Raw genomic sequence first — 14,671 nt, 5'->3', positions numbered from 1 at the left:
CCCGAGCCTCAGTGCGGAAGTGTCACCACCAAGAACCCTCAGAATGTCACCGATGTCCTGATGCAGAACCGTCACCGATGTCCTGCGACATGACACGCTGTCGACCGCCGACCTACTCGAATCGGCCGCCGACCACCGCGCCGAGGCCAACCGCGCCGAAGTCCGCCTCCTCGAACACGCCCAGCTCTACGCCGACCGCCACCACCCCACCGTTTGCCCGAACCGCCCCGGCCGCCGCAGCCGCGACGGCCGTGACGGCCGCGAACGCAGCATCGTGCTCGGCGGCGACGGCTGCCCCGAGATCGCCGAATTCGCCCCCGCCGAGTTCGGCGCCGTCCTCGGCATGTCCACCGGCGCCGCCGCGGCCTACCTCGGCCAAGCACTGGCCCTGCGCCACCGCCTCCCCCACATCTGGGCCAAGGTCCAGGCCGGCACCGCCACCCCCTGGCGCGCCGCCAGAATCGCCACCGCCTGCCTCGACCTGTCCCGCGACGCCGCCGCGGCCGTCGACCGGCGCCTGGCCCGCATCGTCGACACCGTCACCCCGCACCGCCTCGACACCATCGTCACGGCCGCCAAAGCCCACGCCGACCCCGCCACCGCCCGCGCCGAGGCCGAACAGAAAGCCCGCGAACGCGGCGTCTACGTCGCCCGCTCCGACGACCACGGCACCAAAACCATCTACATCCGCGCCGCCACCGGCGACGTCATCCGCTTCGACGCCACCATCGCCAGCATCGCCGAAGCCCTCAAAGCCCTCGGCGACACCACCAACCAACGCACCCGCCGCGCCAAAGCCATCGGCATCATCGCCGACCCCGCCTACACCGAACACCTCCTCCTCCAAGCCCGCAACGCCGCGTGCTCACCGGCCCCGACGACGGTGGACGACGATGAGGCCGACCGCGACGCCCCCCACCCCAGCAACACCGACCACCCCGACCCCCTCGACACCCCACCCACCGACCCGGTCGAAACCATCTGGCCCGACCCCCACATCGACCCCGACGCCGGCGAACCCCTCACCCCAGACGCCGAACGCGCCCTAAACACACGCCTAGCCCGCATCAAACAGAGTGCCCACACCCATCGACACGCCACCCGCGGTGATGCGCACGCTGCCCACGGCCACGCACGCGATGCCGACGGCGACGCCCGCAGCACCCCGAACGGCGCCCGCAGCACCCCATCCGGTGGCCGGCTGCGCCCGGGCAAGACCGAGATCTACGTGCACCTCACCGACCACACCCTGGCCACCGGCACCGGCGTCCTGCGCGTCGAAGGCATCGGCCCCCTGCTCGCATCCCAGTTGACCGAACTCATCGGCCACGGCCCCTACGTAGTCAAACCCGTCATCGACCTCAACGACGCCATCAGCGTCGACGCCTACGAAATCCCCGGCCGCATCCGCGAACGCGTCAAACTCACCCACCCCATCGAACTGTTCCCCTACGGCAACCGCGAAACCAACCACACCATCGACCTCGACCACATCCAGCCCTACAACCCCCTCGGCCCACCAGGCCAAACCAACACCACCAACCTCGCACCCCTGGGCCGCCGCAGCCACAGGGTCAAAACCCACGCCCCCGGCTGGAATGTCCGGCGCGTCGACCGAACCACCCTCGAATGGACCACACCCCACGGCTTCACCTACCACGTCACCCCCACCGGCACCACCAGAACAAACCACCCTCAACACCCCGACTGTCCACCCTGAGGACCCAGCCGCTCCGCCAGGTACGGCGACGTTCGACGATCCGGATCTCAGCTCTCTCGGGTGGGCTGTACCGGTGACTACCGGCATGGGCCGGCGTGAGGAGGTGCCCGCCATGAACGGGGTCGACTGGCGACAAATCCTGCGGGCTGATGACAGCCGCCTGGAGTTGCAGCCACCCGCCGGCCCCGGCGAGATCGCAGCCGTCGAGCGTTGGCTCGGAATCAAGTTCCCAACTGAGTTGAGGGGACTGTATGAGGCGGCGGACCGCATCTTTGACAAGCCGGGCAGATGGTTCGTCATGTGGCGACTTGGGGAAATGCGGACTGGAACCTTGAAGCCTGGTACGGATGGGAGTCCGAGGCTCGCCGGAAGTGGCTCGGCTTCGGCGACGACGGCTCTGGAAGACCGTTCTGCGTCGCGCTGGCCGGCGCACCCACCATCTACACCTAGTCGCCGATCGAGCAGGAAGCGCGGCCGCTCGCAGCGAATCTCCGTGAGTTCTGGCTGACGTGGCCGGCCGGGGAGATCAAGACCTGACACACTCGGCCACACCTTCCATGTCCGCGAGTACTCCGGCTCGGAGCCTGAGGCAGACGGAGCGGGCTCCGCGGGGGGTGTCGGGGCGGCGGGATGTGGTGGCTCCGAGCCGCCCGCCCCTGGCACACCCCACACCCGCGCCGCTCTGATCTGGGCTTGTACGCAGGCGACGTGGTGGCTCGGCCGTCCGGTTCTAGATAGTCGAGGGATGGATCTGCCGTAGGACCGTGCGGGTCTGCTGAGTTCTGAGCGATGGGGTCATTCCGCAGGTGGTGGTTGGAGGGAGGTCAGCTGCCTTGCGGACAAGGGGAGCCGGGTAGTCGGTCGCGCGCGACGGAGGAGCCCGTAAGGCGCGGCGACATCTGCATGGCGCGGCGACAGCCGCAAGGAAGGTCCGGGTGGGTGGGAGCGCGCGTAGTGGGCGCGAGGAGCGGCTGCGTCGCACGCGTGGGCTCTACCTGCGGTTGTCCTTGATGCGTTTGGCTTTGCCTAGGGAGCGTTCTAGGGCGTGGGGGTCGAGGACCTCGACCGAGGCGGTGACGCCGACGCGGTCTTTGATGTGGCGGGAGAGGGTGGCTGCGGCGGTGGGGCGGTCGGTGAGGTCGGGGGCGGCTTCGACTTGGACGGTGAGTTCGTCGAGGCGGCCGGGGCGGGTGAGGATGCAGAGGTAGTGCGGGGTCAAGCCTTCGACGAGGAGGATCTGTTCTTCGATCTGGGTCGGGAAGACGTTGACGCCGCGGACGATCATCATGTCGTCGGTGCGGCCGGTGATCTTCTCCATCCGGCGCATCCCGGGTCGCGCGGTGCCTGGCAGTAGCCGGGTCAGGTCCCGGGTGCGATAGCGCAGGACTGGGAAGGCTTCCTTGGTGAGAGTGGTGAAGACCAGTTCGCCGACGGAGCCGTCCGGAAGGACTTCGCCGGTGACCGGGTCGATGATCTCCGGGTAGAAGTGGTCCTCCCAGATGTGCAGGCCGTCCTTGGTCTCCACGCACTCCTGCGCGACGCCCGGTCCCATCACCTCGGACAGGCCGTAGATGTCGACCGCGTGCATGCCGGTCCGCTGTTCCACCTCGGCGCGCATCTGCTCGGTCCATGGTTCGGCGCCGAAGATGCCGATCTGCAGTGAGGTGTCGCGCGGGTCCAGTCCGCGCGCCTCCATCTCGTCCACGATGGCGAGGAAGTACGACGGGGTGACCATGATGATCCGGGCGCCGAAGTCGCGGATCAGGTCGACCTGCCGCTCGGTCATCCCGCCGGACACGGGTACGACGGTGCACCCGAGCCGCTCGGCGCCGTAGTGCGCGCCCAGTCCGCCGGTGAACAACCCGTAGCCGTAGGCAACATGGCACACATCGCCGGCACGCCCACCGGCTGCCCGGATCGATCGGGCCATCAGGTCAGCCCAGTTGTCGAGATCGCGACGCGTGTACCCGACCACCGTCGGTCGGCCCGTCGTACCCGAGGAAGCGTGCACCCGCACCACCTCAGACCGCGGTACGGCGAACATCCCGAACGGGTAGTTCTCCCGCAGATCCGCCTTCGCGGTGAACGGCAATCGGCTCAGGTCCGACAAAGACTGCAGATCGCCGGGCGCGAAGCCCACGCTGTCCAAGGCCGCTCGATAGTGCGGAACGTGCGAGTATGCCGACGAGATCGTCGACTGGAGCAACGACAGCTGGCGGGACCGGAGCTCGTCGACGGACAGCCGTTCGCCGGCGTCACGCAGTTCCTCGGGACAAGGTTCGCCAAGCATCAGATCTCCCGATCAGGGGCGGGCGAGCAGGGTCGCGATGCCCTGACCGACTCCTATGCACATGGTTGCCAGCGCATACCCGGCGTCGCGGTGGCGAAGCTCCAGGGCGGCGGTGAGAGCGAGGCGGGCGCCGGACATCCCCAGGGGGTGGCCGAGGGCGATGGCGCCGCCGTTCGGGTTCACGTGTTCGGCGTCGTCGGGGAGGCCGAGCTCGCGCAGTACTGCCAGGGACTGTGAGGCGAAGGCTTCATTCAGCTCGATCACGCCGACGTCGGCCAGCGTGACACCGGTGCGGTCGAGAAGCTTGCGGGTAGCGGGCGCCGGCCCGATTCCCATGATCCGCGGCGGCACCCCGGCGGCCGCCGTGCCGACGATCCGGGCCAGTGGTGTGACCCCGAGCCGCTCGACAGCTGCACCGCTCATCACCAGCAACGCGGCCGCGCCGTCATTGACCCCCGACGCATTCCCCGCGGTGACAGTCCCGGGCGAACGGAACGGCGTCTTCAGACCGGCGAGGGCTTCGAGCGAGGTCTCCCGCGGATGCTCGTCGACCTCGACGACGGTGACCGCTCCGCGCTTGCCCGGCACTTCCACCGGCACGATCTCTTCGGCCAGCCGACCGTTCGCCTGCGCCTTGGCGGCGCGCTGCTGGCTGCGGAGCGCGAACAGGTCCTGGTCCTTCCGGCTGATCCCGAAGTCGGCTGCCACGTTCTCGGCCGTCTCCGGCATCGAGTCGATCCCGTACTGCCGCTGCAGCACCGGGTTCACGAACCGCCACCCGATCGTGGTGTCGAAGATCTCCGCCTGCCGGGAGAACGCAGTCGTTGCCTTAGGCATCACAAAGGGCGCCCGCGACATCGACTCGACCCCACCGGCCACGACGATCTCGTTGTCCCCGGCAATGATCGAGCGGGCCGCCGAGGCGACCGCGTCTAGTCCCGATCCGCACAGCCGGTTGATCGTCGTACCGGGCACCGAGTCGGGGAGTCCGGCCAGCAGCACCGCCATCCGGGCCACGTTCCGGTTGTCCTCGCCGGCCTGGTTCGCACAGCCGAGGATCACGTCATCGATCAGCGAAGGGTCAAGAGAGGAAACCCGGGCCAGCAGAGACGACACCGCATGCGCGGCCAGGTCGTCGGGTCGGACCGCCGCGAGCGCACCGCCGTACCGCCCGATCGGCGTCCGCACACCATCCACCAAGAACGCTACTCGGGTCATGACTCGTCCTCCGAAGGAATGATCGTGCCGGACAACTGGCGGCTGCGGCCGCGGAACTCGGCGATCACCTCGTCACCGCGCCGGACCGTCACGTCGTAGATCGCGTTCCGGCCGTACGACGTCCGCTCGCGGGCCTCGGCGACGAGTACGTCGCCGCGCTTGGCCGGGGCGACGAAGACGATGTCGCAGGTCTGCGCGACGGTGACCCGGTTCCGGGAGTTGCACGCGAACGCGAACGCGGAGTCGGCCAGACTGAACACGAATCCACCATGCGCGATACCGTGCCCGTTCACCATGTCCTCGCGCACCGGCATCTCGACCCGGGCCCGGCCCTCGCCGACCTCGACCAGCCGCATCCCCAGGCCGGCGCTGGCGGTGTCCTCCGCCCACATCGCCGCGGCCACCCGGGCCGCCAAGTCGTCAGCCATACGCAATTGCCCTATCGAGAAGAAGGCTTGTGACACTCTATCCCCGGTCGCGCCAACGACTGTAACATCACAGACGCAGACCCCGAGCTTGGAGGACCCATGACCGACTGGCTGGCGACCCACCGCGAGCGCCTCGACGACGCCTTGAAGGCGATCCGTGGCCGCGGCTACCACTCCGCCTTCCCGGAGTCGCCCAGCCCGCGGGTGTACGGCGAGACCGCGGCCGCCGACGGCAAGGCCGCGTTCGAGCGCTACCTCGGTACGACGTTCCCGCTGGAGACCCCGGGGTCACGCGGCACGGTCGTCACCGAGCACTCGCCGTTCGGGATCACGCTGGACATCGAGTACCCGCGGGTCGTCGAGGACGGCCTCGACGACCTGCTCACGGCCGCACAAGCCGGGCTCAAGAACTGGCGGAAGGCCGGGATCGACGGCCGGACCGGGGTCACGCTGGAGATCCTCGCCCGGCTGCACAAGCGCGTCTTCGAGCTGGCCAACGCGGTCCAGCACACCAGCGGCCAAGCGTTCGTGATGGCGTTCCAGGCCGGCGGCGCACACGCGCTGGACAGGGCGCTGGAGGCCGTCGCGTACGCGTACGAGGAGATGAACCGCTACCCGGCCGAGGCGACCTGGGAGAAGCCGGCCAAGGGTGACCCGATCCGGATGGAGAAGACGTTCACCGTCACCGGCCGCGGCGTCGCGCTGGTGATCGGCTGCAACACCTTCCCGACCTGGAACTCCTGGCCCGGTCTGTTCGCGTCCCTCGTCACCGGTAACGCCGTGGTGGTGAAGCCGCACCCGCTCGCTGTCCTGCCGCTGGCGATCACCGTCGAGGTGTGCCGCGAGGTGCTCGCCGAGGCCGGCTTCGACCCGAACCTGGTGACGCTCGCCGCTGAGCGGGCCGGTGATGGCCTGGCCAAGCCGCTGGCGACCCGGCCCGAGGTGAAGCTGATCGACTTCACCGGCGGGAGCGAGTTCGGTGAGTGGCTGGAGCAGAACGCGACCCAGGCGACCGTGTTCACCGAGAAGGCCGGTGTGAACGCGGTCATCATCGACTCGACGGACGCGTTCAAGGCGCTCTCCAACAACCTCGCCTTCACCCTGAGCCTGTACTCCGGCCAGATGTGCACGACCACCCAGAACCTGTTCGTGCCGGCCGGCGGGATCGAGACCGACGAGGGCCACAAGTCCTTCGAGGAGGTCGGCGCCGGGATCGCCGGCGCGATGGGCAAGCTGCTCGGCGACGACGCCCGCGCGGTCGAGATCCTCGGCGGCATCGTCAACCAGGCCGTGATCAGCCGGCTCGAGCTCGCCCCGGAGTACGGCGACGTCGTGCTGGAGTCCCGGGCGATCCAGCACCCGGCCTTCCCGGACGCGGTGGTGCGGACGCCGCTGCTGCTCGCGATCGACGCCAAGGACGAAGAGGTGTACGGGCGCGAGTGCTTCGGGCCAGTGTCGTTCCTGGTCAAGACCGCCGACACCACCGAGTCGATCGACCTGTTCCGCAAGACCGTCACCGACGGCGGCGCGATGACCGCCGGGATCTACTCCACGGACGCCAAGATTCTGGACGAGGCGCGCGACGCGGCGCTGGATGCCGGGGTCGCGCTGTCGGAGAATCTGACCGGCCAGGTGTTCGTCAATCAATCGGCTGCTTTCAGCGATTTCCACGGCACCGGCGCGAATCCGGCCGCCAACGCGACATACACCGACGGCGCTTACGTTGCGAGTCGCTTCCGCGTCATTCAATCTAGGCGTCATGTCTGACGCTCTGGATCCGGATGACCTGCGCGAGGTTCTCGCCTACTACGACAGCTGGCTGGCGTTCAACCAGCGCTATCAGCGGGTGCCGGGGGTCCAGGCCGCCGTGTTCGCCGCGGACGGGATCGCCTTCTCCGCGGCGTACGGGCTGGCGGACGTCGAGAACGCCGTACCGCTGACCGAGCGGCACCTGTTCCGGATCGCGTCGCATTCCAAGACGTTCACCGCGACAGCCGTGTTCCAGCTGGTCGAGCAGGGCCGGCTCCGGCTGGACGACAAGGCGGGGCAGCACGTCACCGAGATCGTCGGTACGCCGCTGGGTGAGCGGACCGTGCGGGACCTGCTGGCGCACGCCGGCGGGATCACCCGGGACAGCCTGGACGCGGACTGGTGGCAGCTCGCGAAGGGCTTCCCGGACCGGGACCAGTTGCTGGAGGTACTGCGGCACGAGTCGTCCGCCGTGCTGCCGGAAAACGATCGCTTCAAGTACTCGAACATCGGCTACGGACTGCTCGGACTCGTGGTCGAGGCGGCGGCCGGGACGTCGTACAACTCCTATGTGCAGACCGCGATCGTGGACAAGCTCGGGCTGTCCGGGCTCGGTCCGGAGCTGGATCCGGCGCGCAGCAGCGAGTACGCCGCCGGGTACAGCGCCCTCTCGTACGCCGCCGAGCGGATCCCGATCGATCACGTCGACACCCGGGCACTCGCGTCGGCGACCGGGTTCTTCGGCAACGCCCGTGATCTGGTGACCTACTTCTCCGCCCACCTGCCCGGCGACGACCGGCTGCTGACGGACAAGTCGAAGCGCGAGATGCAGCATCCGCTGTGGAAGACCGGCGAGGAGGACGGGCCGCGGTACGCACTCGGTCTGCAGGTGACGAAGGTCGGCAAGCGAGAGGTGTTCGGGCACGCCGGCGGGTATCCGGGACACATCACCAAGACATTCGTCGACGGCGAGCGCCGGCTGGCCGTGTCGGTCCTCACCAACGCGATCGACGGCCCGGCCGCCCAGTTCGCCGAGGCCGCGCTGAAGCTGATCGACCTGGCCGCGTCGAAGGACCGCGGGTCGGCGGACGCCCGCTTCACCGGGCGCTACGCGAACCTGTGGGGTGTCACCGACATCGCGCTGCTCGGCGGTCGCCTGTACGCGCTCGACCCGACCGCCGCGGACCCCGCCGCCGAACCCACCCCACTCGAACCGGACGGCGACTACCTCCGCGTCGCGGGCGGCTCCGGCTACGGCTCGTACGGCGAGTCGTACCGTTTCACCTTCGACGCCGACGGCCGGGTGGAGACCGTCCGCGGCTCCAGCGGCCTCCTCGCCCACCCGATCGACCGCTTCACCCTCCCGCCTCGCCTCACCGTGGAGTAAGTACCGTGCGGGTATGACGATCCACGGCGATCACCCGTTCTTGCCGCCCGAGTCCGAGCGGAGTCCGGTACGGCGGCTGCGCGGACGACTGCCGTCACCGGTCGGGTTGTGGACCACCGTGTACGACGGGAAGCGGGCCGGCCTCACGGTGTCGTCGATGCTGGTCGCCGACGGTGAGCCGGGGGCGGTGATCGGCCTGATCGACCCGGACTCGGACCTCTGGGAAACGTTGCGTCAGGCAAGGACCGCGGTGGTCTCCCTGCTCGGCGAGGGGCACCAGCAGCTCGCCGACGCGTTCGGCTACGTCGCACCGGCCCCCGGCGGCCCGTTCCGGATGATCGAGTGGACCGACACTGCCTGGGGTCCGGCGCCGGTCGGCGTCAGCGCCTGGGCCGGCTGCACCCTGGTCTCCACCGATCCGCCGGAGGCCGGCTGGGCGCTCCTGGTCCAGTTGGAGATCGTCCATGTGGAGCTCTCACCCGACGAGACCCCGGCCTTGATTCACCGCCGCGGTCGCTACTTCTCCCTCTGACCCCGGATGCGTTCCGCCTGCTGGTCCTGGAATTCCTCACCCTGGACCAGGAAGCGCTGGATCGTCTCCAACTCCGTCCGGGTGTAGCGGGACAGTAGCGCCGTTCCCGCCGGCCTGACCGGACCGTAGAGCTTCTCGACCCGTTCCTCGGCCAGCGGGGTCGCGGTCACCAGGACCCGGCGACGATCGGCCGCGTCCTTGGCGCGTACGGCGTACCCGGAATTCTCCAGCCGCTCGATCGCGGCCGTCGTCGCGGCCGGGCTCAGGCCTGCCTCGACCGCCAGCAGTCCCGCGGTCATGCCGCCGTCGCGGAGCAGCAGGCCGATGCAGAGCAGGTCGGTCCGGTTCACGCCGAGCACGTCGGCCGCCGCCGCGTCCACTCGATCGGTCGCGTTCTGGAACCGCACCACCGCCTCGGTGATCTCGGCGATCAACGTTTGTTTCGACACTCGAAATAATCTACCATCGTCGAGAATCTTTCGATCATCGAAATAATCTGGAGGCGCTGCGATGGCTGTCACGACACCCCTGCCCGGCTGGCTGAAGCCGGTGAACCGGCTGGTCAAGCTCCTGTCCCGCACCGGTCTGCCGCTCGGGACCATCCACGTCCTGTCCGTGCCCGGCCGCTCGACCGGTGCGATGCGGACGACGCCGGTGTCGCCGCTGACCGTCGACGGCAAGCGGTACATCCTGAGTCCGCTGCCGACGTCGGACTGGGTGCGCAATGCCCAGGCCTCCGGATGGGGTCTGCTCGCCGCCGGCCGGAAGTCCGAGCGGGTCCGGTTGGCGGAGGTGGCAGATCCGGTGGAGAAGGCGGCGGTGCTCCGGGCGTTCCCGACCGAGGTGCCCGGCGGGGTGTCGTTCTTCATCCGCGTCGGCGCGGTCACTTCTGGTTCGCCGGACGAGTTCGAAGCGGCCGCACCGGGGTGCGTGGTGTTTCTCGTAGGGTGAGCCCATGCGAGCGACCACGATTCACGCGCCGTACGACATCCGGCTGAGCGACGTCCCCGATCCGCGGATCGAGGGGCCGACGGACGCGGTGGTCAAGGTCGTTGCCTCGTGCATCTGTGGTTCGGACCTGTGGCCGTACCGCGGGGAGAACAAGATCAGGCCGGGCAGCCGAATCGGGCACGAGTTCGTCGGCATCGTCGAGGAGATCGGCAGCGACGTCCGGACCGTCAAGCCGGGCGACTTCGTGATCGCGCCGTTCGTGGTGAGCGACGGGACCTGCCCGCACTGTCTCGCCGGCTACCAGACCGCGTGCCAGAACCTGGTCGGCTACGGCGGCAGCCGGGCCGACGGTGGTCAGGGGGAGTACGTCAAGCTCCCGTACGCCGACGGCACGCTGGTCGCCACACCCGAGGTGCCCGACAACGCGCTCGTCCCGTCGTTGCTCACACTCTCCGACGTGATGGGCACCGGCTGGCACGCCGCTCGTGCCGCACGGGTGAAGGCGGGGGACACCGTGGTCGTGGTCGGTGACGGAGCTGTCGGCCTGTGCGGCGTACTGGCTGCGGCGCGGATGGGTGCCGAGCGAGTGGTGGCGATGTCGCGGCACGAGCCTCGTCAGAAGCTTGCGCGGGAATTCGGTGCCACGGACATCATTGCCGAACGCGGTGACGATGCGCGGGACGCCGTACTGGAGCTGACCGGTGGGGTGGGGGCGGACGCCGTACTCGAGTGTGTCGGGACCGGGCAGGCGATGACGACCGCCTTCGACGTCGCGCGGGCGGGAGCCACGGTCGGGTTCGTCGGCGTACCGCACGGGGTCGATGTGCCGATCGGGACGATGTTCAGCCGCAATGTCGGGCTGGCCGGCGGGATGGCGCCGACTCGGGCGTACCTGCCCGATCTGATGGCCGACGTACTGGCCGGCGAGATCAATCCGGGGCTCGTGTTCGACTCCGAGCTGCCGCTGGCGGATGTGGCCGAGGGCTATAAAGCCATGCACGAGCGCCGGGCGATCAAGGTTCTGCTCACTCCGTAGTCACCAACACCGTCACAAACGCGCAAGCTCATTGCGCGAGGTGCCCGATCGGGCGCTGAATGTGCGCGCTCTCACACGCTGGGCCGCCGGGGGTCACGGCTGCGCAACGCGCCTGCGCGGATCGTTGACACCCGGTGCGCGGCGTGTCCACAGTTGGCCCGTCAAGGGGGCATCGTTGTCACAGGCGGCTTCCATGAACTGATCGGAGAGTGAAATCATGCGTGGTGGTCTGAGGAAGACCGTCGCGGTGCTGGGTGCGGCGGGTCTTCTCGCGGTCAGTGCCTGCGGAAACAGCGACGACGGCGGCGGGGGTGGGGACTCGGCGGCCAGCAAGGACGTCACCGTCTTCACCTGGTGGGCCGACGGTGGTGAGAAGGCCGGTCTGGACGGGCTGGTCTCGGTGTTCGGTACCGAGTGCAAGGACTACAAGTTCGTCAACTCCGCGGTCGCCGGTGGTGCCGGGTCGAACGCCAAGCAGGTGCTGGCGAACGACCTCGCCGCGGGCAAGCCGCCGTCGACGTTCCAGGCGCACGCCGGCGCCGAGTTGGGCGACTACATCAAGGCTGGTCAGGTCGACGACGTCAGCGGTCTCTACCAGGAGTTCGGTCTGGACAAGGCCTTCCCGCAGAGCCTGATCGACAACCTGACCGTCGACGGCAAGATCTACTCGATCCCGGCCAACGTGCACCGCGCGAACGTGGTCTGGGCCAACCCGACCGTCCTGAAGAAGGCGAACCTCGACGGCGCCACCGCGCCGGCCAACGTGGACGCCTGGATCGCGGACCTGGAGAAGCTGAAGGCCGCCGGCGTGAAGGCGCCGCTGGCCATCTCCAAGGGCTTCGCCCAGGAGATGCTGGTCGAGGCCGTGCTGCTGGCCGAACTGGGCCCGGACGCGTTCACCGGCCTGTGGAACGGCAAGACGGACTGGGCCGGCGCGAACGTGACCGCCGCGCTGAACAAGTACAAGACGCTGCTGTCCTACACCAACGCCGACCGCGAGGCGATCGACTGGCCGGACGCGCTGCAGTACGTGAACAAGGGCCAGGCGGGCTACACGCTGATGGGTGACTGGGTCGCCGCGCAGCAGCTGGCCGACAAGATTCCGGACACGGCCTACACCTACTGGCCGGCTCCGGGGACGGCGGGCAACTTCCAGTACCTGGCGGACTCCTTCACGTTGCCGACCAACGGGCAGGACCCGGAGGGCGCGAAGTGCTGGCTGAAGGTCACCGGCTCGGCCGAGGGCCAGAAGGCGTTCAACACCAAGAAGGGCTCGATCCCGGCCCGTTCGGACGCGGTCCCGGCGGACTACCCGAAGTACCAGCAGTCGGCGATGGCCGACTGGAAGAAGGACAAGATCGTTCCGTCCTGCGCGCACGGCGCCGCCTGCACGCTCGGCCAGAACAACGACATCCTGTCCGCGATCAGCCAGTTCAGCGGCAGCCAGAACGTCGCCCAACTGCAGACGGCGCTCGGCAATGCGATGAAGACGAGCTGATGCCGGCCGAGTTGCGGACCGGCGTCGGTTCGGAGGACTGAGCCATGCACGGAAGAATCCGCACCTGGGGCCCGGGCGCCCTGGTGCTGCTGCCGACGGTGCTGTTGCTCGGGTACTTCGTCTACGGGCTGATCGCCTGGACGTTCAACACCTCGCTGACCGACCGGCACACCGCCCGCAGGGGCGGCCCGGTCGACTATGTCGGGTTCGAGAACTACGCGAACCTGTTCGGCGAGGAGCGGTTCCTCAACTCGCTGAAGAACCTCGGCGTGCTCACGGTGGCGTTCATCGTGGGCACGCTGATCTTCGGCGTGCTCTGGGCGTTGCTGCTGGAGAAGGGGGTCACCGGCGAGGGCGTGTTCCGGTCGATCTTCCTGTTCCCGATGGCGATCTCGATGATCGCCTCCGGGGTGGTGTGGGGCTGGTTGCTGAACCCGTCCCAGGGTGAGGACGCGCGCGGCCTGAACCGGCTGTTCTCGATCCTCCAGCTCAATCTCCTGGAGAATCCCTGGTGGACCGCGGGCAGCAGATGGACCACCATGATGGCGATCGCGTTACCCGCGGTCTGGCAGCTGTCCGGCTACATCATGGCCCTGTTCCTGGCCGGGTTCCGGGGCATTCCGCCGGAGCTACGGGAGGCGGCCCGGGTCGACGGTGCGAGTGAGTTCAAGCTCTACCGGCACGTGCTGTTCCCGCAGCTGTCGCCGATCGCCCTGTCGGCCCTGATCATCCTCGGCCACATGTCGCTGAAGCTGTTCGACCTGATCTACGCGATCACCGGGCCGAACCAGTTCCGGACCGAGGTGCCGTCGATCTACATGTGGAACACGTTGCTCCGCGGTGACATGGCCAAGGCGGCCGCGATCGCGATCGTCCTGCTGGCTGTTGTCGCTGTCCTCGTCATCCCGTACGTCGCGTACACCGTCCGGCAGGAGAGCGAAGAATGACGGCCGCAGACGCCCCCGCCGCGACCGGCAAGGCCGCCGCGGCGATTCGCCAGAAGCCGCAGCGGAGCACGATCGCCGACGGTTCGACCCGGCGAAGCAGGACGATCCGCTACCTCCTGCTGCTGCTCTTCCTGCTGTTCGTCCTGACTCCGGTGTACGTCGTGGTGATCGGCAGCTTCAAGACGTCCAGCGACACCACCGCCGCCGCGCAGTGGTCGTTGCCGGAGACGTGGACGCTGGAGCCGTGGCGCAAGGCGTGGGACACATTGCAGCCGTACATGGTCCGGTCGCTCTCGCTCGCGATCCCGGCCGCGATCATCTCGTCGATGATCGGGTCCGCGAACGGGTTCGTGCTGGCCCGCTGGCGGTTCCCGGGCGCGAACCTGGTGTTCGCGTTCATCCTGTTCGGGATGTTCATCCCCTACCAGGCGGTGATGCTGCCGCTGCGGACGACGTTCACCGAGCTGGACGTGACCCGCGGCGTACCGACCCTCATCATCGCCCACGTCATCTACGGCATCCCGATCTGCACGCTGATCTTCCGGAACTACTACGCCACCATCGTGCCGAACGAGATCATCGAGTCGGCCCGGGTCGACGGTGCCGGGCTGATCCAGACCTACGCCCGGATCATCCTGCCGATCTCCATCTCCGGGTTCGTGGTGACGCTGATCTGGCAGTTCACCTCGGTCTGGAACGACTTCCTGTTCGCGCTGTTCCTCACCCAGCAGCAGAACGGCCCGGTCACGCTGGGCCTGGCCGCGCTGGCCGGCGGGCAGAAGGTCGACTACGCGGCCAGCATGGCGGGTGCGCTGATCACCTCGTTCCCGACCCTGCTGGTATACATCCTGCTCGGGCGCTGGTTCATCGGCGGCCTGATGGCAGGCGCCCTGAAGGGCTGAACAGGTCCGATCG

14 protein-coding genes are annotated in these 14,671 nt (G+C 68.6%); 10 read left to right on the top strand and 4 right to left on the bottom strand.

Features of this window, described 5'->3' with window-relative positions; translation table 11 throughout:
• Window positions 1-274: 274 nt before the first annotated feature.
• The gene (locus ACGFIF_RS22025) at window positions 275-1,720 is read left to right on the top strand and encodes a DUF222 domain-containing protein (protein WP_393156785.1); all 1,446 of its coding nucleotides are present in this window, start codon (window positions 275-277) and stop codon (window positions 1,718-1,720) included.
• 300 nt (window positions 1,721-2,020) lie between these two features.
• Complete coding sequence (locus ACGFIF_RS22020) at window positions 2,021-2,170, top strand: hypothetical protein (protein WP_393156784.1); 150 nt, start codon at window positions 2,021-2,023, stop codon at window positions 2,168-2,170.
• A 541-nt stretch (window positions 2,171-2,711) separates the two neighbouring features.
• Here the strand turns inward: ACGFIF_RS22020 and paaK are convergent.
• Genes paaK through paaI form a run of 3 tightly spaced genes read right to left on the bottom strand, consistent with a single transcriptional unit; the run spans window position 2,712 to window position 5,656 of the window.
• The gene (paaK, locus tag ACGFIF_RS22015) at window positions 2,712-4,010 is read right to left on the bottom strand and encodes a phenylacetate--CoA ligase PaaK (protein WP_393156783.1); all 1,299 of its coding nucleotides are present in this window, start codon (window positions 4,008-4,010) and stop codon (window positions 2,712-2,714) included.
• Between the two features lie 12 nt (window positions 4,011-4,022).
• Window positions 4,023-5,228: a 3-oxoadipyl-CoA thiolase gene (pcaF, locus tag ACGFIF_RS22010; RefSeq protein WP_393156782.1), complete on the bottom strand. Its 1,206-nt coding sequence runs from the start codon at window positions 5,226-5,228 to the stop codon at window positions 4,023-4,025.
• Window positions 5,225-5,656 carry a hydroxyphenylacetyl-CoA thioesterase PaaI gene (gene paaI, locus ACGFIF_RS22005; RefSeq protein WP_393156780.1) on the bottom strand — a complete coding sequence of 144 codons (432 nt, stop codon included), beginning with the start codon at window positions 5,654-5,656 and terminating at the stop codon, window positions 5,225-5,227. The genes pcaF and paaI overlap by 4 nt, the downstream gene beginning before the upstream one ends.
• Window positions 5,657-5,755: 99 nt before the next feature.
• On the opposite strand from paaI, the gene paaN reads away from it, so the two are divergent.
• From paaN to ACGFIF_RS21990, 3 genes are read left to right on the top strand one after another with little or no spacing between them, the layout of a single operon-like run.
• Window positions 5,756-7,423: a phenylacetic acid degradation protein PaaN gene (gene paaN / locus ACGFIF_RS22000; protein ID WP_393156778.1), complete on the top strand. Its 1,668-nt coding sequence runs from the start codon at window positions 5,756-5,758 to the stop codon at window positions 7,421-7,423.
• Window positions 7,416-8,792, top strand: coding sequence for a serine hydrolase domain-containing protein (locus ACGFIF_RS21995; protein WP_393156777.1), 1,377 nt, complete (start codon window positions 7,416-7,418; stop codon window positions 8,790-8,792). Before paaN ends, ACGFIF_RS21995 begins: the two co-directional genes overlap by 8 nt.
• A gap of 13 nt (window positions 8,793-8,805) precedes the next feature.
• Window positions 8,806-9,324 carry a flavin reductase family protein gene (locus ACGFIF_RS21990; protein WP_393156775.1) on the top strand — a complete coding sequence of 173 codons (519 nt, stop codon included), beginning with the start codon at window positions 8,806-8,808 and terminating at the stop codon, window positions 9,322-9,324.
• Here ACGFIF_RS21990 and ACGFIF_RS21985 read toward each other — a convergent pair.
• Window positions 9,309-9,773, bottom strand: coding sequence for a MarR family winged helix-turn-helix transcriptional regulator (locus ACGFIF_RS21985; protein WP_393156773.1), 465 nt, complete (start codon window positions 9,771-9,773; stop codon window positions 9,309-9,311). The two genes, ACGFIF_RS21990 and ACGFIF_RS21985, sit on opposite strands and share 16 nt — an antisense overlap.
• 61 nt (window positions 9,774-9,834) lie before the next feature.
• On the opposite strand from ACGFIF_RS21985, the gene ACGFIF_RS21980 reads away from it, so the two are divergent.
• From ACGFIF_RS21980 to ACGFIF_RS21960, 5 genes are all read left to right on the top strand, one after another.
• Complete coding sequence (locus tag ACGFIF_RS21980) at window positions 9,835-10,275, top strand: deazaflavin-dependent nitroreductase (RefSeq protein ID WP_393156771.1); 441 nt, start codon at window positions 9,835-9,837, stop codon at window positions 10,273-10,275.
• Between the two features lie 4 nt (window positions 10,276-10,279).
• Window positions 10,280-11,311: a zinc-dependent alcohol dehydrogenase family protein gene (locus tag ACGFIF_RS21975; RefSeq protein ID WP_393156769.1), complete on the top strand. Its 1,032-nt coding sequence runs from the start codon at window positions 10,280-10,282 to the stop codon at window positions 11,309-11,311.
• A gap of 217 nt (window positions 11,312-11,528) precedes the next feature.
• Complete coding sequence (locus tag ACGFIF_RS21970; RefSeq protein WP_393156767.1) at window positions 11,529-12,809, top strand: ABC transporter substrate-binding protein; 1,281 nt, start codon at window positions 11,529-11,531, stop codon at window positions 12,807-12,809.
• Between the two features lie 44 nt (window positions 12,810-12,853).
• On the top strand, window positions 12,854-13,756 hold the full coding sequence (locus ACGFIF_RS21965; RefSeq protein WP_393156765.1) for a carbohydrate ABC transporter permease: 903 nt from the start codon (window positions 12,854-12,856) through the stop codon (window positions 13,754-13,756).
• Window positions 13,753-14,658 carry a carbohydrate ABC transporter permease gene (locus tag ACGFIF_RS21960; RefSeq protein WP_393156764.1) on the top strand — a complete coding sequence of 302 codons (906 nt, stop codon included), beginning with the start codon at window positions 13,753-13,755 and terminating at the stop codon, window positions 14,656-14,658. The genes ACGFIF_RS21965 and ACGFIF_RS21960 overlap by 4 nt, the downstream gene beginning before the upstream one ends.
• Window positions 14,659-14,671 lie beyond the last annotated feature (13 nt).

It is taken from the genome of Kribbella sp. NPDC049174 (genome assembly GCF_043197365.1).
In the GTDB taxonomy this organism is placed as follows: Bacteria; Actinomycetota; Actinomycetes; order Propionibacteriales; family Kribbellaceae; genus Kribbella.
This window is presented reverse-complemented; position numbering and strand designations above follow the sequence as displayed.